Raw genomic sequence first — 20,863 nt, forward strand, 5'->3', positions numbered from 1 at the left:
TTTTACTTATTTATGATTTGATTTTCGTTGGATAATTTGACTTGTACTTCTGAACAACTGCTTCTTAACCAAAAGCAGTACCTCGGAAATTCTTTCGATCTCCGCACTCAGATTTTCCTGTCGGATCTTGAGATCGAGAAAATCCACTTGCAACTTTCTGAAATCCTGAATAAGGAACTTCAGAAAAAAGGCGATCACCGAAAGCAGAAGCGATAGTATCGCCCCTGTGACCATCAGGAGAAGCTGGGAATCCGACATGCTTTAGTCGGGTATGGGATTCCAATACCTACTACCTGCAACTCCACGATCTCCCCTCTATCCCAGAGCTCACCCAATTCCCCGAGCAATTTCTGAAAGGCCAAGCGGGTAAAGGTGGGTTGTCCTTTCCCATCAAAATCAGTGACAGGTCCCATTTCCGAATGATCCGGCAATTGATCCGGACCAATAGGTCGGATATAGCCCGTTTCTCCTATCCGGATTTCCCATCCTTTTTCCTCTGTGTGCATGGGCTCGAGCTCATATACTCCCTCTTCTATGCAATGCTTACTTGGAGAATAGCAGGATTTGGGGGCTTCGCGAATGCCACAGAGCAATCGACTTCCCAGGTAAAGCCTCCCCAGCGTATGCCGGGGAGTATACCTGCGTTTGAGCAGGAGACGCATTAGCTTGTTTTGCTGGTATCCAGGATTTTGGCGGCATTGTGAGCGCCATTGTTGATGGCATACTCCACCCCGTTGACAATCTGGATAAATTCCACAGTCAGCAAATACACAAAATGCGATCCGCTCAGCGGAGCCTTATCTACTGATAGAGATTGAGGCACAGCTGCATCCAAAACGGAAAGAGCTCCAGTACTGGCTGCAGAAACCGAACGGATTCCAGAATCAAAGTCAACCGCCACTCCGGTCGCTGAGAGCCGGTAATGGGTAGCCCCATTGGGAATGGCAATCATATCTCCCGGAAAGAATGCAGGGGTTTGAACCTGCCAGGCACTGGGAGAATCGGCCGTTTGGATATCAAAGAAGAGGGTACTGCTGAGGGATGAGCCTGCATTCAGTTCCATATCTTTCAAAAGATCCCAATTCCCCATTTTGACTCTTCGGTCTCCTCTTACGCTGGATTCATCCGACTTCAGCACCTGCATCATCAACTGGGTAATGCGGAGATTGAGCCGTCTATCTCCGATTTTGGAGATTACCGGTCTCAGGGCATCTCTGAGCAACTTGGACGAGTTGGCATTGTCGGTAAACTCCCGGATATTTTCCCGGGTCCGGGCAAATCGGGGATCATTCATGATCCTGGATTTCTCCACCCCACCTTTTTCTCGGGCGAGGTAGCCGTCTTTGGTTTTATAAAAGGACAATCTCCCGACCGGTCCTTTCAGTGTGATTACTCCTGTTTGTTTTGCCATATGTTTATGGGTTTTGGTGAAACATGGAGCCAAGTTGAATCACAAAGAACTGACTATCAATTGAATGTGCGATCTGTGCGGTTTTTGCCAATTAGTGTGAAATTGGACTTATTTTCAAGAAAATTCAGATTTTGAAGTTCTTTGCAGAATATGCTGATTAGCGCAGGAAATTCAGTCAGGTATACAATTGTAAATCAAAACCCATTTATTTGAATATGTGTATCCGAAACAATGCAGGTAGGTCTTGAATAGCGAATTTTCCTTTATAAAAAATCCTCCCGTCATTCGTCGGGATAGACTCCTAGCCCCCTTGGTAAGGGGGAATTTGCCTACTTGGAACCTCAAAACCAAATTTAAATCGGTAATGTGCAAACATGCGGATACACAGATATATAAATTTGATTATCCGCAAATGCACCAGCACTAAAGTGAAAGCAGAATAAGAATTATGAGGTAGAAATTTTCACAGAATTTTAAAAGCCCTCATAAGTAGCTCCGAACGAGCCAAACCATTCATGGCCTTGTACTAAGTGAAGGGCAGCACTTGAATATTTCCTTTCGTTGAGCCCCAAAGGGGTGAAACTTCAAAGTGTCACCCCTTTGGGGCTCATTTTCCACTATTGGACTTTTCCCCCGGCTACACCGGGGGTTATCAATTGTTACGATCCTTTGGATCTTAGGCTTCCAAACATTGATCTTCACACCTAATAAATAAATTTGCCAATAGGCATCATTTCGGATAATCACAAAAAAGAAAAACTTGTCAGCAAAGCAATCGCACAGACAGGCTTAAACAATTGATGGGAATAGTCAGACCTTACCCAAACAGACCGAATCTGAAAATTCTACCCCTTTTTTCCTCTTTGAGTAAAAGGATATAAAATGATAAAATCGGCCTTCCAAAGGACCTGCCCAAGGGAATTCAATGGTCATCCTCCCGGCTTTACGGTAGGCACCTTCTCTCACTGACCACTTTTGCTGCTCAATAGGGTCATAGGCTAAGTAAAAAATCTGATCCGCATCTTTCCCATTTCCCTCAAATGAATTGGGTCTCCATGTCAGTAGAATAGTGTTGGCATTTTGCCAAACCAAATTGCCCTCTACTGGGGCGGCAATATCTCCCATGGAAGTTTGAATTCTATCAGGATGAAGGATTGGTTCTCCATTATCAGAAAGTGTGGCCTTCTTTACTGCCAGGGATTGAGCCTTCCCCAAACGTTTTGACTTGTCACCGGGAATTCCTGAAAATCCAAATTCAAGCTCTTCGCGAATTGGGGCTAGAAAGCGGGAAGCTTGGGCAAAGGCTTTCCTTTGATAAATTTGGCTATCTGAAGGGGGAATCTTCGTTTTTTTGGGTTTGGAACGAAAGCAGATTTTTCCGTTTCGCTGATAGATGATCAGGTTGCCTAGCTTCCCTGATGCTTTTCCCATGAAATTATCATATGAAATTGCCATACGTCTTGGGTTAAGATATAGTGATGGTATTGAACAGTATCTTTAGCTTGGCTTTTCTCCGACTCAACTCTTTACCTAAAGTCAAGCATGAGTCGAAGATGATCCAAGAATGAGTCGAAGATCATACTTACTTGATATGCTTTAAGTGTCTTGTATTCTATTCGTATCCATGGGGTTGAATAGGATAAAAGCCGGAAAAAACAAATCCTTGATTCAGTATTTGGGTCGGACTGCTTAGTAGATATATTTAGAGACTTGCTCTACAGGTATCCCCGAGAAATCGGAAAACTCCTCTTGGGTGATAAATTGATGCTCTTCCTTTCCATAGTATTTTTTGATCTTTTTGATCAGGGAATGGCAGTAGCGTTCACTCCTTCCGGTAATGACCTGTATGTCTTTTGGATAGATGACAATTCGTTTCCTGAGCATAATCATCAGCTGTTTAGACGGAAAGAAAACCTGAAGATCCAAATCAGAGTCTTGGAGAGGCCATGGAGGTCCCATTTCCTCTTTGACCTCTTCCTCCCCTCTTGGAAGAAGGATATTTTGCTTTTGGCTTTTGAGATAATACTCTCCCCACAGTTCTTGTGCTTGTGGAGAAAAGAGATGCCCAATCCGAATAATTCAAATACCCTTGAATCCCTGGGAAACAATGGCAAAAAGCAGAGTAACCATAGATGAATTCTTTTCTGATCAATTCCAGAAAATGATAGGTTGCAACCTGAATTCTATGATTCAAAACCAGAATTAAATTAAAAGTCTCAGGATGTCTGAGGATAAGGAATCTAAGGTCTGAAAGAGAAAACTCCAGATAAACAGTATCTGTAATGGCTTTGACTAGGATTTGGGAATCCGGTTCGGAGGAATATTTTATCCAGTCATGAACGAGATTATTTTCCTTAAAGACCAAAATGAGGAATTCTTTTCCATGTTGAAGCTTATAGACTCCCACGTATCCCTGACAGATATAGAGAGAACATTTCCTTTTTTGATCAGGTGAACTGATTATTTCTCTTCTTTTCCTTTTTTTTAGAAATAGATACCGATTAAGTGCGGTATAGAACTCATCCGATAGGGGGATGTGGCGATTCAAATCCTCCCTGATTTTTTTGATAAAATTCTCCATAGTTACAGCGAAAAATTAATGGTGAATCAATTCCTACTTTCCAAAGAGCCTTAAAAAATAGGAACTCGATGAAAAGTTTATAAGGAAATTTAATAATTGATAACTAAATATCATTTATCTCAATATTTAGAATTAAAATTTTTTAGTCAAATGTTGCCATTTGGCAGGAAATCAGAGTTTTTTTTAGTAAGGAGTTAGTTGGAAAACAGAAATTACCCAAGTCAGAGTTGATGGAGAGTATTTAGAAAAGAGTTTATGCCTTATAGGATTTAAACAAAAAAGACCCCTTGGGGCCTGTCATTTCTAAAAAGAGTTTATCCTTTTTAGTAGATGGAAAAGAGAAAATACCTATCTCGATTTATGGGTGCTAAATCAATGGGCAAGGATCAAAGAGTTGTGAATTGGTCAACAGCCCACAAACCACTGACCATAGCGAGAAGGTACCCGAACAGAGGAAAAATCCCCCCTACCCCCTTGTCAAGGGGGAGTTGGACACGGCAGATCCTTGGGATGCAGATTTTCGATTAAGAAAAGTAGGCCAAGTCAATAGGGGAAGATGACCCTGTAAGGGTCAAATATTTGTAGCCCGGGGTTTCAACCCCGGGTAAAAAAGTCAATCATTTTCCCCAAGCGCTGGCCGATAATCTCCCTATGGAGACGAAAAGTCTGTGCCAGCAAGAGGAAAAAAATTTCTCGCTATTACGTAAAGAAACCTAAGTTCTGCTTCCGGATAAGCAGGACAACAAGTAGAGGGATTACATCCCGAAGGATCGGAACTTTGGAAAGAAGTTCGGGATTGCATCCCGAAGCATCGGGACCCGAACAGCGGGGGTCCTGAAAAGTGGTCAGCTGTAGAAGCAAAACCTTTGAGTCCGCCGCGGCGGACTCAAAGGTTAGGTAGCGGCTTCGGCGAGCTCGCGGTTTCGGCGTTCTTCTTCAACGATGCGATTATAGATGGCTGCCCGCTTCTTGATTCGGTTGGTCTTTTCCCAGTCCATAAAAGCCACAATCACAAACAGCATAAAGTACATAATCTGGGACTTCTGTCGGATGATAATGCCCAGATTGGACATCACAAAGGTCATGGAGATGGAGATGGAGATAAATACCACCCCCGCCATCTTCACCATCGCCGGGGCTATGCGGATATATTCAATAAAGCTCTTCTTCAGTATCCGGCTAAACATGTAGATATACAGCGCATTTTCACAGGAAACAATCAAGCCAATCGCATTCGGAGAATCCACAAACAGGGGCCGAAACCAAAAGGTAAATAACTTCATAGGCAGACTGTAGCTCGTCATATCCACAGCCGAACCCGCTGCCTGCAGTCGCTGTGCATTTAAGGCAGTTTCTTCCTCAAAACTCTGTAATACGTTATTCGGATCGTAACCTAGAAATACCAATAAGTCTTCATACACATAAATACTCATGCCTATCGCAAAAACGACTACCGCATACTTCTGGTAGAGCGGGACTTTTTCCCTGCCCAATACAAACCCTACTCCCATTCCAATCAATACTGCAAATAGGATATGGGGACGAATCATATAGCAGATAAAGCTTCCCAAAACGATATGAAAAATCCGCTTTTGAGGCCAGGAAAGTCCATAGGTCAGGAAAGCCAAGCCTGCAAAGATATAAGCTCCTTTTCCCAAGGAAGCAGTCCAGAAATGCATATTGGGTAAAAACATAAAAATGGTGATGGCATCCCAACCTTCGAATTTGGGGTTAAAACGCAAATTCTCCTTCATCAAGCAGTAGAAATAGACAAAGCCCCAAAACCCCACCCAGGTGGAGAAGAACATCATCATATCGTAATTGAAGCCCAACCATACCGCAAAAGGGTAATTGATCCACTCGATAAATAAGGTTCCAGGAACAAAGGCATCAAACCAGTTTTTATAATGCCGATAGCTAAAAAAATACATTATTGAATCCGAGCGATTAAACTGGGCATAAGTCCAATAGACTAAACCAAAGAACATATGATACCAGTATAACTGATTCAATAGCCCTGCCTTCAGCCATTTGTGTTCTTTCTGTAGGTTGTTCAAAATGGGCTGAGAGGCGAAGAAGAGGAAAAGGACTAGGAGGACTGCGCCGAGCAAGGAAACATTGAGTTAGTGATTATCAAATATAAAAAGAGGAACGTTAAGTGTTAAAGGTTAAGCGTTAAAGAGTTCGTAGTTCTACGTTTTGGGTTAAGGAGTTGGGGGACTGTGGAATTGATGAAATGTCGAATTGATGAATTGATTAACTGTTGAATGAGGTATTGGGTAATGGGTTAAATTTTAAGAGTTATTTCGTGCTTTTTGGGGTAACGTCATCGCGAGGAGCCTAGCAAAAACAAGCAATTTAAAAGGAAATTAAGGCGACGAAGCGATCTCTGATGGAGTAAAACGTAAAAATTAAAGGAGACCTTCAAATCCAAAAAGGAGCAAGGGTGATTGATAGGGGATATCCTATTACCAGTCTTGAAGATTACCCCTCTAGCCCCTCCCGAATCCCGATAAATCAGGGAGGGACAGGCTTTGAGGGGGGAAACGATAAACAGGGACGGGACAGGCTTTTGAGGTTTCCTCTTACCTCCCTTGAGGGGGGAATGATAATTATTTGGAGGAATTAGGATGGATTAAGGATGAAAAAAAATTCAAATACTGATTGGCTACTTGGTCCATTTTAAAATTTTTAGAGATAAAAGTCTTCGCCTTTGCCCCCATGGTTTTTCGAAGACCCTGGTGATCCAACAAATAATCAATTTTCTCACAAAAGTCTTCAATTGATTTACTAGGTACCAAAAATCCAGTTTCTCCATCAATCAGACACTCTTTAATGCCTCCAACTTCAGTAGAAACAGTGGGAACTCCAAAATAAGCTGCTTCCAATACGACCCCTGGTAAGCCCTCAGTATCGGAAGTAAGGATAAGTAAATCTGAGGCAGCAAGGTACGGCGCAACGTCTTGTTGATAGCCTTTGAAAGAGACATAAGAAGCTAGATTCAAGACAATAGACTCCTTAGAGTTAGACTCCTTTTCTTGCTTCTTGTCTCTTGATTCTTGATTCTTTATAGCTACTTGATTCTCTAGGTTCTCCCTCAGCGGTCCGTCTCCCACGATTAGAGCTTTCAAGTTGGGTCGGGTTTTGATCAGCTTGGAAACAATATCCATAAACCGATCAGGGCGTTTTTGGTGAGTCAGGTTTCCAAGAAAAAGTAAAATCTCCTCTTTTTCCTCCAAACCAAGTTGGTTTCTTGCAGCTAACCTATTGGGAGCATGGCGAAACTTACTTGAATCAAAAGCCCGATGAATTACCCGAGCTGGCTTAGTAAACTGGTAATGATCTTGTACGGATTGAAGTGAGGCCTGACTGACTCCAATCAACCCATCAAATTTGCCAATCCAAAAAGAATAGACCTGTTTCTTCAGCCCTCCAGGATTCCAAAATTCCGCATCATCTATAAACCTTCCCACTAGTTTGGCTTGGCGCGCTAGATTCAAAATCCGAAGCCAAGCTCCATATTTTAGAGTTTTTGACCCATTACACAAAATCACCTCAGGCTGAAATTCAGCAATCTCTCTTCTTAAGTCCAACAGTAAACTGGGCTGAATCGAAGGGATCTTTTCCAGCCAAGATTCTTCTCTAAATGGCAAAACTCTATCCTGAACCGATAGGGGTAAATTCTCATGATGGCTGAACTGAAACAAATAAACCCTGGAAACTTCATTTCCCAGGGTTTTAAGATGAGTTGCCAATTCAAAAGCAAACACCTGTGCTCCCCTACGAATCGGTGAAGTATCAATTATCAGAATTCGCATGGGAAGAATTTAATAGTGAAATGTAGAAATCTGCAAATTTTTCCCCTACCGCATCGAGAGCGTACTGTTTTTTTACCAAATCCACAGCATTATTCAAAAGCCTTGTTTGATCAAAATCCAGGTTCAAAACTTCCTCCACCACAATTCGGGAAAATGTCTCTTCCTCTCCTTTCGGAATCAAAAAGCCAGTTTTTCTATCTTGAATCACTTCTGAAATCCCTCCTACATTGTAGGCAACCACCGGAATCTTTGTCGCCATTGCTTCCAAAATCACAGCAGGCAGACCTTCGATTAGGCTGGGTAGTATCAAAGCCTTTGCATGGGGTAGAATGGCATGTATATCATTCCTTGGACCCAAAGAATAAACATTCGGCGGTAGCTGATTTTCTATTTTACTCCGTAGGGGACCATCGCCAAATAGAAGCAGTTTGATATCTTGCCTCTTGCTTCTAATCCTTTCAAAGATTCTGAGGAGACCTTCATGATTTTTTTCCGAAACAAAACTTCCTATATGAATCAAAAAGGGTTGAGAATCTAAAATTTCAGCGATATCTCTTGGTAAGTTTGAAACTCCTTTTGGCACACAAACTCCTATCGGTAATTCTGCAATCGGCTTTGTCCATTTAAAAAGTGAGACAAAATCTTCTCGGCAGATTTTAGAAACAGACGCTACCCCATCCACTTGAGAAAGTAGTAGCTGATTATATTTTTTCTTTGGAGTTGAATCGATAAAATCAGAAATTAAGTTGGCGTTTCGATAGATCAATTTGCCTTTCCAGCCAAACAAAAGCCGGGAAAGACTGGCGTATTTGAGCGTATCTCCTGCGTTAGCTTGGACGATATCGGGTTGGAAATCCTGAATGATTTTAGCTAAGCGCCGCCAAGCCACAAAATCCAACATTCGATGGTTGGGGTTGGCATGAAGATGAATTTTCAAACCTTTGTAGGGAAGCAAGTCCTGTCCAGAGAATAAAAAAAGCAAGGCTACCTGATGTCCATTTTCTGAAAGTCTATGGGCAAGTTGAGCTGCAAATATTTCTGCACCTCGAAGTTGGGGTTTTTGAAGGATTTGGAGGATTTTCAAAAAAAGAAAATTAAAGCATCAAATCAGGAAAATCAGCATAAGTATCAATAAACATCCGCTTTATAGCATTGACCTTATCTTCAATACCACTAGATGACCTTCTATTCAGCAATAGATATCCAGAAGCTTCGGGAAATTTAAAGTGAGCAAAGGTAACATTACCTATTTTCTTTTTAACCACATCAGACCAAATCGTGAACCTTTGTGTTTGAGAAACAGGTTCGATCAAATTCCCTGCAATATCATAGGATCTTGCACCTATAAAACCAAATGACGCTGTCGGATACTCTTGAAGAAGTATAGGAATCACTTTTAAACAAGAAATGACAATATTCCCAAGATCTCCTCTATTGACAATTTTGGAATATTTATAGTCACTTCTTCTATCTTTTTTACAATAAAATTTAACTGCAAAAACATCTTCTTGATGGTATTCTGCCCTTATGATATAATGATACTTGGTTTTGGGAGAGAAAAATTTAAAAATATGCGTATGAAGATGCGCGGACTTATCTTTGCACCTGTCTTTTTGAATAAACTTTATGGAATAACCTGGATAATTAAATTCCACCTGTCGGTTAAGGAATCAAAAAAAACTGAGATTGAAGCTTCCCTTCACTTTTCTTCATATTCTTTACTGGGGAAACATGAGCTTTCACCTCCACAACGACATTCAGTCTTTGCTCCCAATCCAACCTTTCGGTCTTCAAGGTACTCCAACCTTTCCTTTGACCTTTGGTTTTTCTAAGATTATGAGGATTTTTCTTGTTCATGATCTTCAATTAAATGATAAATTTTTGCAATGCAAATTTAAAACAAAATTCTTTGAAGATAATTCCGTAAAAACATCAAATACAATTAGACATAAAGAAAGCTCTTAAAAAAAATCGAGGCATTTAAAAACCTCAAAGCTTGAGCAGCTTTTGATACACCTCCTCATACTGCTGGGCAATCTTCTCGATATCAAAATGCTTGGCGGCATAATCGTAGGCTCGCTGGGTACGAGCTTCCCAATCGGTCAAGGAAATGGCCTTTTCCATTTGTGCCAATAAATCACTCGAATCCCCCACCCGTTGAAACAAGGCCATATACTCATCCACACATTCTTTGTTTTCGGGAATATCCGAACAGATGATGGGGATTTTCGCCAGCATCGCTTCGATCAATGCCCCGGGAAGACCTTCAAAATAACTAGGAAAAACAAAAAAATCCGCATTACTCAAAAGTTCAGGAACATTCTTTACCGTGCCTAGCAATTCAACTGAATCAGTTATTCCTAAATCTTGAATAAGTTTTTCTAAAACGAATCCAAAGTCCCCATCACCAGCAATCAATAATTTATCTTGAGGTCGTGAGTGTAGAAGTTGAGCAAATGCCTTGAGCAAGTCTTTGTGTCCTTTTCGCTCAATTAATCGCCCTACGCTAATCCAAGTGGCTGTATTTTCAGAATTATTCTTCCAAATTTGATTAGTTTCCATTTTGGGCGAAGGCCTTCCTCTATGGATAACAACCGCCTTTTCTGAATCAAGGCCTATTGTTTTGCGGTGAGAGTCCACTAAAACTTGGGAATTAGCAATAATTAAATCCACCTTGGAAAGGGTGAGTCTATCCAATAGCTGAACCCCAAATAAAGCCAGCTTCCCCTTTAATTTCAATCCATCGTAGCGACGCTTTCGGTAACTATTATTTACCAAGCTATTTACAATCTTTATCGGAGCCTTCAATTTTCTAGAAACCATATCGGATCGAAAAATGGTAGAATGAACGATGACTGCATTTTCCTGGACTATTATTTCATCTACCAACTTGGCAATTGTTGAAAAACGATTGGACACTTGCAAACCCAGGCGGATCACTTTTAAACCCGCAACTTCGTATTCAAATAATAAATCATGCTTCCCATCAAAAAGGGTTACAAATACAGGTCGGAAATTTTGAAACCTACAAGTGATCTCTAAAAGGCTTTTTTCAGCACCTCCGGTTTGGAGGGTATCAAGTAGATAGAGAATTGAAGGTTTACCTGAAGCCAATTTTAAAACTTAACCCTTTTGAAATACTTAGGATTTCCATTTCCGATGGGACTTCTTTTTGATTTGAAATTCAAATAGGTTTTTCGGAGATTTAATAATTTTAAAATCAAAAAATCAGGTATAAATATCTTTAAACCTGATTTTTTCTTTTTCTTCTTTTCTTTTTGATCTTCACCATCTTCCCAAAGAATATTTTCATAATCCGACTGCTGGGGGATTTTTTCAAATATTCGCTTTACGCTTTGTCTTTCAGCTATATAGAATAAAAAGGTCTCCTCTGAGTTTTTGAATTTCACTCTATCCTGAACCTGCGCAGGATCACTAACCTCATAAACAGGACTCTCGTGGTAAGGAAAGAAAAGCCACATTTTTTTTATCTGAAAACCATTCTCAGGCGAAAAAACCCTATAAATTAATTCCGGGCTAAATTGATAAAAACCATGACCAAGAAAGTTATTCGAAGGAGTAACTCCTATCATATGTCCACCTAGTTCTACCATTTCCATACAATTTTGGATCGCCTGAGGAAAATTAAAAATATGCTCTAGGGATCCGCTATCAATCACAACAGAGTGCGATTGATATAAGGAAGTGTCGATGGGAAGATTCATATCATGGATAATGGTAGCCGATTCATAGGAAGAAGCATCGATTGAATCGATTCTATCCGCGCCCAACCACCTCAAAAAACCTTCGGAATATCGATTTTCTCGAGTAAGTATTTTATAAAACTCATCCGCACGGAGGCCTATTTTTTTAAAAAACTCCTCAAACTGAATAAATGAACCATTCATTTGTTGACGACCAATGGTGACCACTTTCGAGAAGTCAATTCCCAGCTTTTTACTTTGAATGAGTAATTCTGTTGTCTTTATATTGAATCCCATCGGCTACAAATCAATAGTTTTGCCACTAATCCCTTTAAAATAATGAACAAAAGCAAGCATAATCAATTTGAAATTCCTTGCTCCATATCCTAATCCGTACCGAAAACCATAAAGTGATTTTCCCAACCATTTTTTGATTAATTGATTTCGCATAGATGTCAAAGTCAGGGAATCAGAAATCATCAATAGATTTCTTAGACTGTAGTATTCCCGATTCAGATTTTCTTTTTTCTGATAGATCGGTCGCTCAAATTCCAACTTACCATGCTTTTTCCTAGCCTCTAAAAACAGTCCTGAATCAACCACAATGGCATAGCCCTTTCTGGAAACACTCAGACAGAAATCCAACTCTTCAAAACCAAAAAACAAGTCTGGATTGGGTACGATTCCAAGTCTGGCCACATCGCCACTGACCAACATACACATCCCACCTGCCACAAAGTCTACTTCTATCCAATCTTTTTTTTCTAAAAGACGGGTTTGAACACGTTTAATTACTCCCTTCTTCCGATCGAAAAACTGCCCCACCGTACCTAAAATCCCACAGAATGGATTAACATCCCGAATTGCTAGCAGTCGCTCAAAACAATCCGAACGAAAAGGAGGATCATTGTCATCCCCCCAAAAGATCCAATCTGCTCCTTCTTGGGCACAAAGTTCCAATCCCTTAGCTGCAGCTCCAGCCGGACCTGCATTATAACCCATTCGATGGTATCGAATTCGGGAATCCAAAAGGCCAGCTATCGCATGGTCTGTTTCCAAATTTTCTGAATTATCGATCACCCATAAAAAATCAGGAGAGTAAGTCTGAGCGAAAACAGCCTGAATGGTGGCTAAAAGAGTATCCGGGCGATTATAGGTGATAATAAATGCTCCTAAAATCATTGCACCAAAATTGATTTTAATATCCATTCAGCTCTTCTTTCCCACGTAAATTTTTTTACATCCTCAAATGCGTTTTGAGAAATACTATTTGCTAAATCAGGATTGAAAAGAAGAGAATCAATTGCATAAATCCAATCGTCAATTTCATTTGAATCAACCAAGAAAGAATTTTCTCGATGATTTAATATTTCTTTCAAAACAGATTTATTTGAAGCCAGAATTGGTCTCTTAGATGCCATATATTCAAACATTTTTAAGGGACTTGTATATTTACCAATCTCCTCGGCATTTTTTCCAACACCATAAACCTTGTCCTCAAGGGGTAGAAGTAAAATATCAGCAGATCTTTGATAACATATTACCTCTTCAAAATTGTCAGGTCGAACCAACAAAACATTAGACGTAACAACGGAATCTATTCCATCAGGAAAATTTCCAACCAAGATGAAAATAAACTCAAGTCTTTGTTTAGCTATTTCTAAAATTAAATCAGTCCCTTTACCTACATTAAAACTACCGGTGTATACAAGCCAAGTTTTGTTTGACAGCTCAGAATTTAATTTTATTTTAAAATTAAACGCATCAATATTAGAATTTAGGTACTTAGATGAAACTCCATCAGGAAAAACTACAATTGGACATTTAAGGGTAAACATTCTTAGAATATCCTCCTTTAGAGAATTGGTAATTGAAATTAAAAGTTTAGCGTATAATGATTTATGAAAAAGATTAAAAAAAACTTTAACTTTAAAATTAGAAGGTGGTAAGTTATGGAGCTCCAAAATAGTTGGAATTTTAAATAAAAAAGAACACCCGAACGCCACAGCAATATTTCTAGTGTGAACTAAGTCAACTTTTTTCATTTTCACAATGTAAGGAACTTGAAAAATTAACTTGATAGACCGAAATCTATTTAGAAATGGTAAAGAAAAAATTTTTAAGTCATCTGAAACATCAAACAGTTTAGAATAGTGTTTATTAATTTGATTACATTCAGTAAGACCATCAATATATAAATAACATTCATGTCCTAAATTTTGATAGGCCTCACTCATTTTAAATACATGAATGGAGTTAGCAGAATTTGAAAAACTAGAAGAATATGGAGCCACATATGCTATTTTCATATATCAACAGAATAAAATAATCTCAACAATTCAATAGCATTAATTTCTCTGTCACAATTCAATCTGATAAAATCAAATGCATTTTGAGCAATATATTGTCTTTTTTTTGGGTCATTTATCAAACGCTCTATCTCCCTTTCCCATTCATGATTATTCCGTATGAGGACACCTGAAGCATCATGATCTATCAATTCCTTGGCAACTCCAACATCCGAAGCTACAACTGGTATCATGTTAGCCATGTATTGAATGCATTTATAACCACACCGTCCTCTAGTTCTTAAATTGTCCTTCAAAGGCATTAAGCCTATTCCACATGTCTCAAAAAAAAGAGTTTCGTTTTTTTCACTCCAAGGAATAAATTTGACCCATTTGTTTAAATCTTCTGGAATTTTATCAGTGCATATAACAAGCTCGACGGACCCTTTTTGAACAATTCTTTTCAGACAATTAGAAATATCTTGAATTTCATGAAGGTTGGTTGAGTGTCCTATCCAACCAATGTTGACTTTTTTCTTTTCGAAAATATGTTTACTTAAATTAATCTGAATAGAAGGTCTTAAAACCTTAACATTTGAATTCAAGTCATTCTCATAGATTTCATCTTTTAAATATTCAGACCCTACAATCACTAATGAAGCCTTTTTAATAATCTTTTTAAGCCTTAAACCATATGAACTATATAAAGAATTGAAATGGTTCTTGTGCTTAGCATCTATCCAAATAGCATCATCAAAATCTACGATATATTTACATTTAAAAAATATAAGTAAATTGAAAATCCAAAACGGCAAAATTGGCTTTTGGATAAAAGTAAGATCAGATCGAAAACAAGAGAATAAAAACTTAAGCCAATAAAAGAAATTTGAAAAGAAATTGGATAGTGAATTTCTAGAATAGCACTTAACTTCTATCCCTTCAGATTCAAATAAAGGAAAAAATTGAATAGCACGAATTCTAGAGCTTCCAACCTCTTTGGTACCTTTTAATAAAAAGGTTATTCTCATTAAACAAATAAGATTATTCTAGAGATAAAGGCAGGAATTTTTCCATAATGTTTTAAAAAGTACCTTGGAATCCATTCTCTTCTCATTCTTTGCTTAATTGAATTAGAAAAATTAGAAACACTCGAACTGCCTTGATGCCAAATTGAAATGTTATAATCGACAAAATTAATATAACCTAAATCTAATACTCTTTTTGACAAATCCACATCATTTCCATAAATAGGAAATTCTTTATCAAATAAATAACCTAATTCCAAAACTAACTCCTTCCTAAAAACTAATACGGCTGCAGCTGGTTGTTCAACTATTACTTGCCCAATGAATTCAATATTTTCATATTTATATTTCCGCCGAAAATAAAATCTAAATAAAAATCTATCTAATAAATACCCTAATCTAGAATATCTAAAAAATGATAAAACTAAATTAGGAAGCCGTCTATGAATAGTTTGGGTTAGCACATTTTCATTAAACAACTTACACGACACTAAACCAGTTTTTGGATTCAGTCTTACATTTTTAACTAATTCAATTATTCCTTGGTCAATTAATTTAGTGTCTGGATTAAGTAAAACTATATTATCAAATCTTGCTAGTTTAAACGCTTGATTATTTCCTTCGGCAAAGCCTTTATTAAGGGAATTACAAACTAGATAAAAATTATTGAAATTCGCATATCTTTGAGATAGTGCTTCTACGCTACCATCTAAAGAATTATTATCCACGACAATCACTTCAAACTCAGTCCCAATAAAATTTTCGTATATAGAAAATAGACATTGCAAAAGTAAGTCCTTGGTATTCCAAGAAACGATTAAGATGGAGAAAGAAAAACTACTACAACCAACCAAGAAGTCTCTGAATTAAATTTTTTTTAGACCTAAACACATTCTGAGATTTATTAGCAACCAACAAGTAGCCTATTGACATTAAACCTGAATCAAGATCCCTTCTGAAATATTTATTTCTAATTATATCATCGAAGACCTGATGTTCCTTCTTTAAAGAATGAATACTGTTAGAAGAAAAAATCGAGTTATTAAAGTGATGGTGCCAAAATGACAAAACTTCACTAATAACACCTATATCATATTTCTCAATAAAACGTAAATTAAAATCCCAATCTCCTTTTACAATTAGCTCCTCATCAAATTTTCCAATTTCATCAAAAATAGATTTTTCAAAAACAAATGAGTTATTAGTAAATATATTACCCTTGCAAAGTTGATTTATTCCAATCGAAATAAGATCTGGATTAAATACATATCTACTTTTTTCATAAAATCTATTATTTTTTTCTACCTCTTCAATGATACTAGTCTGACAAACTACTCCCTTGTATTGATTATTTTTTTGTAAAAAACTTATACTTTTTTCAAGAAATTTTGAATCCCAAGTATCGTCATCGTCTAAAAATGTAATGTATTTGCATTTGGAATAAGAAACACCAATATTGGACGCAGCCTCCATACCTCTAGGAGAATGGTTTTCAACTATTTGAGTTTCAAGTCTTGAGTTTTTGATTTGGCTCAATAATATTTTAGTGTCAGGATCAGCCAAACCATCAACAACAATTATCCATTCAAATTTTACAAATATTTGAGAAGAAATAGAATCGAAGCATCTCCTTAAGTATTTGGATCTGTTCTTGGTTCTTGTAATTACTGATACAAGGGGCTTTTCGGAAGCAAAATTATCCATATACCAATTTTAGTCTTTGAAAAATATTTAGGTTAACAAACTTTAAATAAATAAATCTATTTAAACCAGTGAGTCTTAATTGATCGCGATTAAATCTTATCAAAAAGTCAAGAAAAGAATTAACTTCAGAATTCTTTAAAAGTATCTCATCAAATAGCTTGATAATTATTCTAGGAGAATCAATTGGCCTCGAAATAGCAATAGATTCATTTTTATCTAAAGGCCTACCTAAAAAATATTCCCATATACTTAATCTTATGCTTAAACTTTTTCTCTTTTGAGAATCAAAGTATTGATAGGAAACTTGAGCTTCATGTTTTCTATATTTTACCAAAGTCTTTGGTATAAAAGCGGGTCTAGAATGTTTACAGATTTCAAACCATAACTTGTAATCCTCTGCATATTCAAGCTTTTCATCATAAATCAAATTATTATCAATTAAAATTTTGCTTCTAAACATTACAGAAGAATGTACGAAAGGATTTCTACTTAAAAATTCCAAATAAATTTCTTCAGAAGATAAAGGCGCATTAATTATTGGTCTATTTTGAAAATCAGTCACAAAAGAACCTACGATACCACAATCAGGATTCTCTTTTAAAAATTTCACTTGTTCCTCTAACCTTGTTGGAAATGAATAATCATCAGCATCCATTCTAGCAATAAATTCTCCTCTTGCCATTTGTATTCCTTCATTCAATCCCGAAACATATCCCTTATTTGTCTTTCTGGTTATCAAATTAATTCGTGGATCTTTAAAGGATTGTAATATTCTAGGCGTGGAATCTGATGATCCATCATCAATAAGAATGACTTCAAAGTCCTTAAATGTTTGATTCAGAATACTCTCAATTGATTCCTTTGCATATGATTCACAATTGTAAACTGGAATAATTATTGAGACTAGTGGCATTATTTATTGAAATAAGCTTTTTATCAACCCTTTTAAATAAAACCTAAAACTTACATTACCAGATTTAATTTTTCCAAGTTGCCTTTCAAGTTGACCAATCTTTTTTACTTGAATTTGATAAAGTTTAGGATGCACTAAATAGAGAAAGGTAGGCTGATTGAGCCCTAAAGACTTTTTAGAAAAAACAAAAATATTCTGTCTATACCAAAAATCTACTGAGTCATTATTCCAAACAAGTGGTCTAATTGGATCAAATACATTATATCCCCTTTTGGCAAATTTCTCAATCCAATATTGAGGTTCTTGTTCATTAATATGATTTTGCCCTCCTTGACCTGGGATTGCAGCAGAAAAAAGTATCATATCAGAGTGGCAAACAAGGGTATCAATCAAAGTTTCGCCCGAATTCTCAGGTAAATGCTCCGCCACTTCAAGACACAAACAAAGATCAAATTTTCTTCCTAACTCCAAAGGCCTAGTCAAATCGTGAGAAATAAAGTCCTCCTCGGAAAAGTACTTCCTTAAAAGAATTCGATCGACATAATCTGCATCCACACCTTTCACATCAAGTACACCTAATTTCTTTGCCACCGAGAGCCATGTGCCGATGCCACATCCAACATCTAAAAGGCTTATGGGATTAAAGAATTGAAACAAAAGTGGTAAAACGATTTCAGCAGCTTTTTGATTGTGAGTTTCGAGTGTATGAACATATCTACTCATATTAGACTTTAGATACTCCATGAAATAATAGGATCAAAAGAGCCAATTATTAAAGGATTAGGTTTTTGAGTATAGGAATTAGGTGATAAATATTCAAAAGCAAGTACATCTTCATGATATTCAAAATCATTTAGCCCATCTCCAAACCAAACGGACAGTTTATAAATACCTGAATGTAAGGACAAAGCTTTCAAATATGCTTTAATTACCCCATTTTTACCCTTTTTGGGTTGATATTGATCTTTGTGAAATCTAGGATTAGAACCAAAAACTGGGGTTCCAAACTGATTATAAATCACAAAACCTACTACAGGGTAATCAATATCATGAGGAGAATCAAAACCAACCTCCAAAAGGAATTCTCCATTTTCTATTCCCTTTGGATCTATTGCTATCCATTTTAAATATGAATTAGGTGAATCGTAAAATTCCTTTTTCAATGAAAATTGGTATGCTCCAAGATATGTCGAGATAACTGAATTGGTTTCCCCATATTCAACAACATGACCATCCTTTAGTAACAAACACTTGGAACAAAGATTTCGAATAGCATCCATTTGATGGGATACAAAAATTATGGTCCTTCCCTGATTCTTACTCACATCCTCCATCTTCCCCAGACACTTTTTTTGGAATTCATAATCCCCTACGGCCAAGACTTCATCAATAATCAAAATCTCAGGGTCTAGGTGCGCTGCAACCGAAAATCCCAAACGAACTTTCATCCCTGAAGAATAAAATTTCACTGGAGTATCAATAAACTTTTCCACTCCTGAAAAATCTATAATTTCATCCAGTTTGGAATCAATTTCTCGTCGAGTCATTCCCAAGATGGTACCATTCATGTAGATATTTTCACGACCAGAAAGTTCAGGATGAAAACCTGTACCCACTTCCAGAAGGGAAGCTACTCGTCCATGGATTTCGATCTTACCCGAGGTGGGTTCGGTGATTTGAGAAAGAATTTTAAGGAGGGTAGATTTCCCAGCTCCATTTTTTCCGATAATTCCCAATACCTCACCCTCTTTTACTTCAAAGGAAACATCTTTTAAGGCCCAGAATACAGAATCATCCCTGCCTACCGATAGGGATGGTTCTTTTCCAAATCGATTTAAATCGCGAAGGCGTTTCAAATTTTCATAAGGCGAACTGATAATCTGAGAAATTTGTCCCAGCAAGGTATCGGCTTGCTTTTCTTTTAAGCCAAGGCGATAGCGTTTGGAGAGGTTTTGGACTTTAATTACACTACTCATTTAAAATCTTTGATTTAAGGAAACGCCATAAAACAGAGAAATACCATCGAAAAAGTATAACTTTTCTGATTCCTTTAATATTAGTAAACCAAAGACTAATGTCATTAAGCCTATTTGAAAAGGTATTAATTCTTTGAGAAATTCCATTTTCATGAATTCTATAAACACCCCAGATAGAATCATGGAAATAAAAATCTCCTATTTCACTCAAGATCAAATGAATAGAAAAGTCTCCAATGGATGATTTTGACAACCAATTTGGAATTTTAAAATTCCTAAAAACAAGAGAACAAGAAGGAATAAACCATTTATACTTTTCCAAATCTTTAATAGAAAAAACCTTAGAACCCCTGTTTAAGAAAGTATATTTATCAGAAAAAGTTTTTTCTTTAATTCCATTGTACAAATAATATGCATCGTGAAAAGAAAATGAAAAATTTGGATTATTTATTAGAAAAAAGACCTGATTAAATAATTTATTTGAATCAATCCAATAATCATCCCCCTCACAGAAGGCTATATATTTTCCTTGACAACTTTCTAAAGCCCAAATAAAATTGGGCATCATGCCCAAGTTTTTTTTATGCCGGGTGTATTTTATCCAATGGCCTTTGGGATGAGAATCAATAAAAGTCTTTACAATTTCGCCGGTTCGATCGGTAGAGCAATCATCAGCAATAATCAATTCAACTTCAAAATCAACCTCCTGCATCAAAACTCCATATATGGCTTCAGCAATAAACTTTTCATGATTATAGGTAATCATGCAGACAGAAACCAAGGGGTTAGTCAATTCTTTTGTAGATTAAATTACAACCATTCTTGAAAATCAAACTATATTTTTTGGAAGTCAAATATTCATTGATTTCAACTAGTCTATTTCCAAATTCAATTATAATTACATTCGGTCTATAAATAGACCAATTATTGCTTTCTAATACTTCCATTTCAAATCCTTCGGTATCGATAGAAAAGAAATCAATATTGAAGTCATGAGGTAAATTCTCATTTAAAATAGAGTCCAACCGTCTAACAGGAACTTGCTTTACTTCCTTTATATTTGCTTTAAATTTATTACAATTCTCAAAAGCAATTTTCTTATTAAATGAAGATAAGGATGAAATATCCAATTCAAAAAACTCCATGTAACCATCCAAAGGCCCTATGCCTATATTTAAATTAATATCTCTTTCCCTTTGGGTATTGAATTCGGAAATCTTAAAAGATTGGGGCTCAATGTTAATACCATTCCAGCCTTTATCATAAAACCGTTTCGTGTTGCTAAGATGAACAGGATCATTAGCACCTATGTCAACATAAAATCCATTTTCTTTGTTTAAAATGGAATCAATTATTAAATCTTCATGATATTGGCTATATGAATTTACAAGAAATGGATCAACAATGATTTTTTTCGGATTGTTACCCAATATCTTCCTTCTA

At 37.0% G+C, this 20,863-nt stretch carries 22 protein-coding genes and 1 pseudogene; all 23 read right to left on the reverse strand.

Features of this window, described 5'->3' with window-relative positions:
* Positions 1-6: 6 nt before the first annotated feature.
* Complete coding sequence (locus tag AAA942_RS16500; protein ID WP_338221399.1) at positions 7-258, reverse strand: hypothetical protein; 252 nt, start codon at positions 256-258, stop codon at positions 7-9.
* Complete coding sequence (locus AAA942_RS16505) at positions 234-662, reverse strand: DUF5675 family protein (protein WP_338221400.1); 429 nt, start codon at positions 660-662, stop codon at positions 234-236. The genes AAA942_RS16500 and AAA942_RS16505 overlap by 25 nt, the downstream gene beginning before the upstream one ends.
* The gene (locus AAA942_RS16510; protein ID WP_338221401.1) at positions 662-1,411 is read right to left on the reverse strand and encodes a hypothetical protein; all 750 of its coding nucleotides are present in this window, start codon (positions 1,409-1,411) and stop codon (positions 662-664) included. The genes AAA942_RS16505 and AAA942_RS16510 overlap by 1 nt, the downstream gene beginning before the upstream one ends.
* An 810-nt stretch (positions 1,412-2,221) precedes the next feature.
* A complete protein-coding gene (locus AAA942_RS16515) occupies positions 2,222-2,866 on the reverse strand; it encodes a DUF6266 family protein (RefSeq protein ID WP_338221402.1) in 645 nt (214 codons plus the stop codon).
* A 234-nt stretch (positions 2,867-3,100) separates the two neighbouring features.
* Entirely contained in the window at positions 3,101-3,295 is a 195-nt protein-coding gene (locus AAA942_RS16520; protein WP_338221403.1) for a hypothetical protein, read from the reverse strand.
* Positions 3,296-3,338: 43 nt separating this feature from the next.
* Positions 3,339-3,992 (reverse strand): Crp/Fnr family transcriptional regulator, encoded by a 654-nt coding sequence (locus AAA942_RS16525; protein WP_338221404.1) that lies wholly within the window; start codon positions 3,990-3,992, stop codon positions 3,339-3,341.
* An 893-nt stretch (positions 3,993-4,885) separates the two neighbouring features.
* Positions 4,886-6,103: a hypothetical protein gene (locus tag AAA942_RS16530; RefSeq protein WP_338221405.1), complete on the reverse strand. Its 1,218-nt coding sequence runs from the start codon at positions 6,101-6,103 to the stop codon at positions 4,886-4,888.
* Between the two features lie 501 nt (positions 6,104-6,604).
* A complete protein-coding gene (locus AAA942_RS16535) occupies positions 6,605-7,810 on the reverse strand; it encodes a glycosyltransferase (protein WP_338221406.1) in 1,206 nt (401 codons plus the stop codon).
* A complete protein-coding gene (locus AAA942_RS16540; protein ID WP_338221407.1) occupies positions 7,791-8,894 on the reverse strand; it encodes a glycosyltransferase family 4 protein in 1,104 nt (367 codons plus the stop codon). Before AAA942_RS16540 ends, AAA942_RS16535 begins: the two co-directional genes overlap by 20 nt.
* Positions 8,895-8,904: 10 nt before the next feature.
* Positions 8,905-9,465 (reverse strand): hypothetical protein, encoded by a 561-nt coding sequence (locus AAA942_RS16545; protein ID WP_338221408.1) that lies wholly within the window; start codon positions 9,463-9,465, stop codon positions 8,905-8,907.
* Positions 9,466-9,799: 334 nt separating this feature from the next.
* Positions 9,800-10,924 carry a glycosyltransferase gene (locus AAA942_RS16550; RefSeq protein WP_338221409.1) on the reverse strand — a complete coding sequence of 375 codons (1,125 nt, stop codon included), beginning with the start codon at positions 10,922-10,924 and terminating at the stop codon, positions 9,800-9,802.
* 2 nt (positions 10,925-10,926) lie between these two features.
* Positions 10,927-11,811: a hypothetical protein gene (locus AAA942_RS16555; protein ID WP_338221410.1), complete on the reverse strand. Its 885-nt coding sequence runs from the start codon at positions 11,809-11,811 to the stop codon at positions 10,927-10,929.
* Between the two features lie 3 nt (positions 11,812-11,814).
* Positions 11,815-12,723 (reverse strand): glycosyltransferase, encoded by a 909-nt coding sequence (locus AAA942_RS16560; protein WP_338221411.1) that lies wholly within the window; start codon positions 12,721-12,723, stop codon positions 11,815-11,817.
* The gene (locus AAA942_RS16565; protein ID WP_338221412.1) at positions 12,693-13,823 is read right to left on the reverse strand and encodes a glycosyltransferase; all 1,131 of its coding nucleotides are present in this window, start codon (positions 13,821-13,823) and stop codon (positions 12,693-12,695) included. The genes AAA942_RS16560 and AAA942_RS16565 overlap by 31 nt, the downstream gene beginning before the upstream one ends.
* Positions 13,820-14,830, reverse strand: a complete 1,011-nt coding sequence (locus tag AAA942_RS16570; RefSeq protein WP_338221413.1) for a glycosyltransferase — start codon at positions 14,828-14,830, stop codon at positions 13,820-13,822. Before AAA942_RS16570 ends, AAA942_RS16565 begins: the two co-directional genes overlap by 4 nt.
* Positions 14,830-15,681, reverse strand: a complete 852-nt coding sequence (locus AAA942_RS16575; protein ID WP_338221414.1) for a glycosyltransferase — start codon at positions 15,679-15,681, stop codon at positions 14,830-14,832. The genes AAA942_RS16570 and AAA942_RS16575 overlap by 1 nt, the downstream gene beginning before the upstream one ends.
* Complete coding sequence (locus AAA942_RS16580) at positions 15,668-16,531, reverse strand: glycosyltransferase family 2 protein (protein ID WP_338221415.1); 864 nt, start codon at positions 16,529-16,531, stop codon at positions 15,668-15,670. Before AAA942_RS16580 ends, AAA942_RS16575 begins: the two co-directional genes overlap by 14 nt.
* Entirely contained in the window at positions 16,524-17,444 is a 921-nt protein-coding gene (locus AAA942_RS16585) for a glycosyltransferase family 2 protein (protein ID WP_338221416.1), read from the reverse strand. Before AAA942_RS16585 ends, AAA942_RS16580 begins: the two co-directional genes overlap by 8 nt.
* A gap of 3 nt (positions 17,445-17,447) precedes the next feature.
* A complete protein-coding gene (locus AAA942_RS16590; protein WP_338221417.1) occupies positions 17,448-18,188 on the reverse strand; it encodes a class I SAM-dependent methyltransferase in 741 nt (246 codons plus the stop codon).
* Positions 18,176-18,691 (reverse strand): Wzt carbohydrate-binding domain-containing protein, encoded by a 516-nt coding sequence (locus AAA942_RS20355; RefSeq protein WP_445083353.1) that lies wholly within the window; start codon positions 18,689-18,691, stop codon positions 18,176-18,178. Before AAA942_RS20355 ends, AAA942_RS16590 begins: the two co-directional genes overlap by 13 nt.
* Positions 18,691-19,420, reverse strand: a pseudogene (locus AAA942_RS20360) (ABC transporter ATP-binding protein); the annotation flags it as partial. The gene AAA942_RS20355 and the pseudogene AAA942_RS20360, both read right to left, overlap by 1 nt.
* On the reverse strand, positions 19,413-20,213 hold the full coding sequence (locus AAA942_RS16600) for a glycosyltransferase (protein WP_338221419.1): 801 nt from the start codon (positions 20,211-20,213) through the stop codon (positions 19,413-19,415). The pseudogene AAA942_RS20360 and the gene AAA942_RS16600, both read right to left, overlap by 8 nt.
* The gene (locus tag AAA942_RS16605) at positions 20,206-20,850 is read right to left on the reverse strand and encodes an FkbM family methyltransferase (RefSeq protein ID WP_338221420.1); all 645 of its coding nucleotides are present in this window, start codon (positions 20,848-20,850) and stop codon (positions 20,206-20,208) included. Before AAA942_RS16605 ends, AAA942_RS16600 begins: the two co-directional genes overlap by 8 nt.
* Positions 20,851-20,863 lie beyond the last annotated feature (13 nt).

The organism is Algoriphagus sp. oki45 (assembly GCF_036245605.1).
Lineage (GTDB): Bacteria > Bacteroidota > Bacteroidia > Cytophagales > Cyclobacteriaceae > Algoriphagus.

What these genes read in the sequence shown, in the direction of transcription:
- AAA942_RS16500 (WP_338221399.1), bottom strand. Translation starts at nt 258, where the DNA reads ATGTCGGATTCCCAGCTTCTCCTGATGGTCACAGGGGCGATACTATCG.
- AAA942_RS16505 (WP_338221400.1), bottom strand. Translation starts at nt 662, where the DNA reads ATGCGTCTCCTGCTCAAACGCAGGTATACTCCCCGGCATACGCTGGGG.
- AAA942_RS16510 (WP_338221401.1), bottom strand. Translation starts at nt 1,411, where the DNA reads ATGGCAAAACAAACAGGAGTAATCACACTGAAAGGACCGGTCGGGAGA.
- AAA942_RS16515 (WP_338221402.1), bottom strand. Translation starts at nt 2,866, where the DNA reads ATGGCAATTTCATATGATAATTTCATGGGAAAAGCATCAGGGAAGCTA.
- AAA942_RS16520 (WP_338221403.1), bottom strand. Translation starts at nt 3,295, where the DNA reads ATGCTCAGGAAACGAATTGTCATCTATCCAAAAGACATACAGGTCATT.
- AAA942_RS16525 (WP_338221404.1), bottom strand. Translation starts at nt 3,992, where the DNA reads ATGGAGAATTTTATCAAAAAAATCAGGGAGGATTTGAATCGCCACATC.
- AAA942_RS16535 (WP_338221406.1), bottom strand. Translation starts at nt 7,810, where the DNA reads ATGCGAATTCTGATAATTGATACTTCACCGATTCGTAGGGGAGCACAG.
- AAA942_RS16555 (WP_338221410.1), bottom strand. Translation starts at nt 11,811, where the DNA reads ATGGGATTCAATATAAAGACAACAGAATTACTCATTCAAAGTAAAAAG.
- AAA942_RS16560 (WP_338221411.1), bottom strand. Translation starts at nt 12,723, where the DNA reads ATGGATATTAAAATCAATTTTGGTGCAATGATTTTAGGAGCATTTATT.
- AAA942_RS16565 (WP_338221412.1), bottom strand. Translation starts at nt 13,823, where the DNA reads ATGAAAATAGCATATGTGGCTCCATATTCTTCTAGTTTTTCAAATTCT.
- AAA942_RS16570 (WP_338221413.1), bottom strand. Translation starts at nt 14,830, where the DNA reads ATGAGAATAACCTTTTTATTAAAAGGTACCAAAGAGGTTGGAAGCTCT.
- AAA942_RS16580 (WP_338221415.1), bottom strand. Translation starts at nt 16,531, where the DNA reads ATGGATAATTTTGCTTCCGAAAAGCCCCTTGTATCAGTAATTACAAGA.
- AAA942_RS16585 (WP_338221416.1), bottom strand. Translation starts at nt 17,444, where the DNA reads ATGCCACTAGTCTCAATAATTATTCCAGTTTACAATTGTGAATCATAT.
- AAA942_RS16590 (WP_338221417.1), bottom strand. Translation starts at nt 18,188, where the DNA reads ATGGAGTATCTAAAGTCTAATATGAGTAGATATGTTCATACACTCGAA.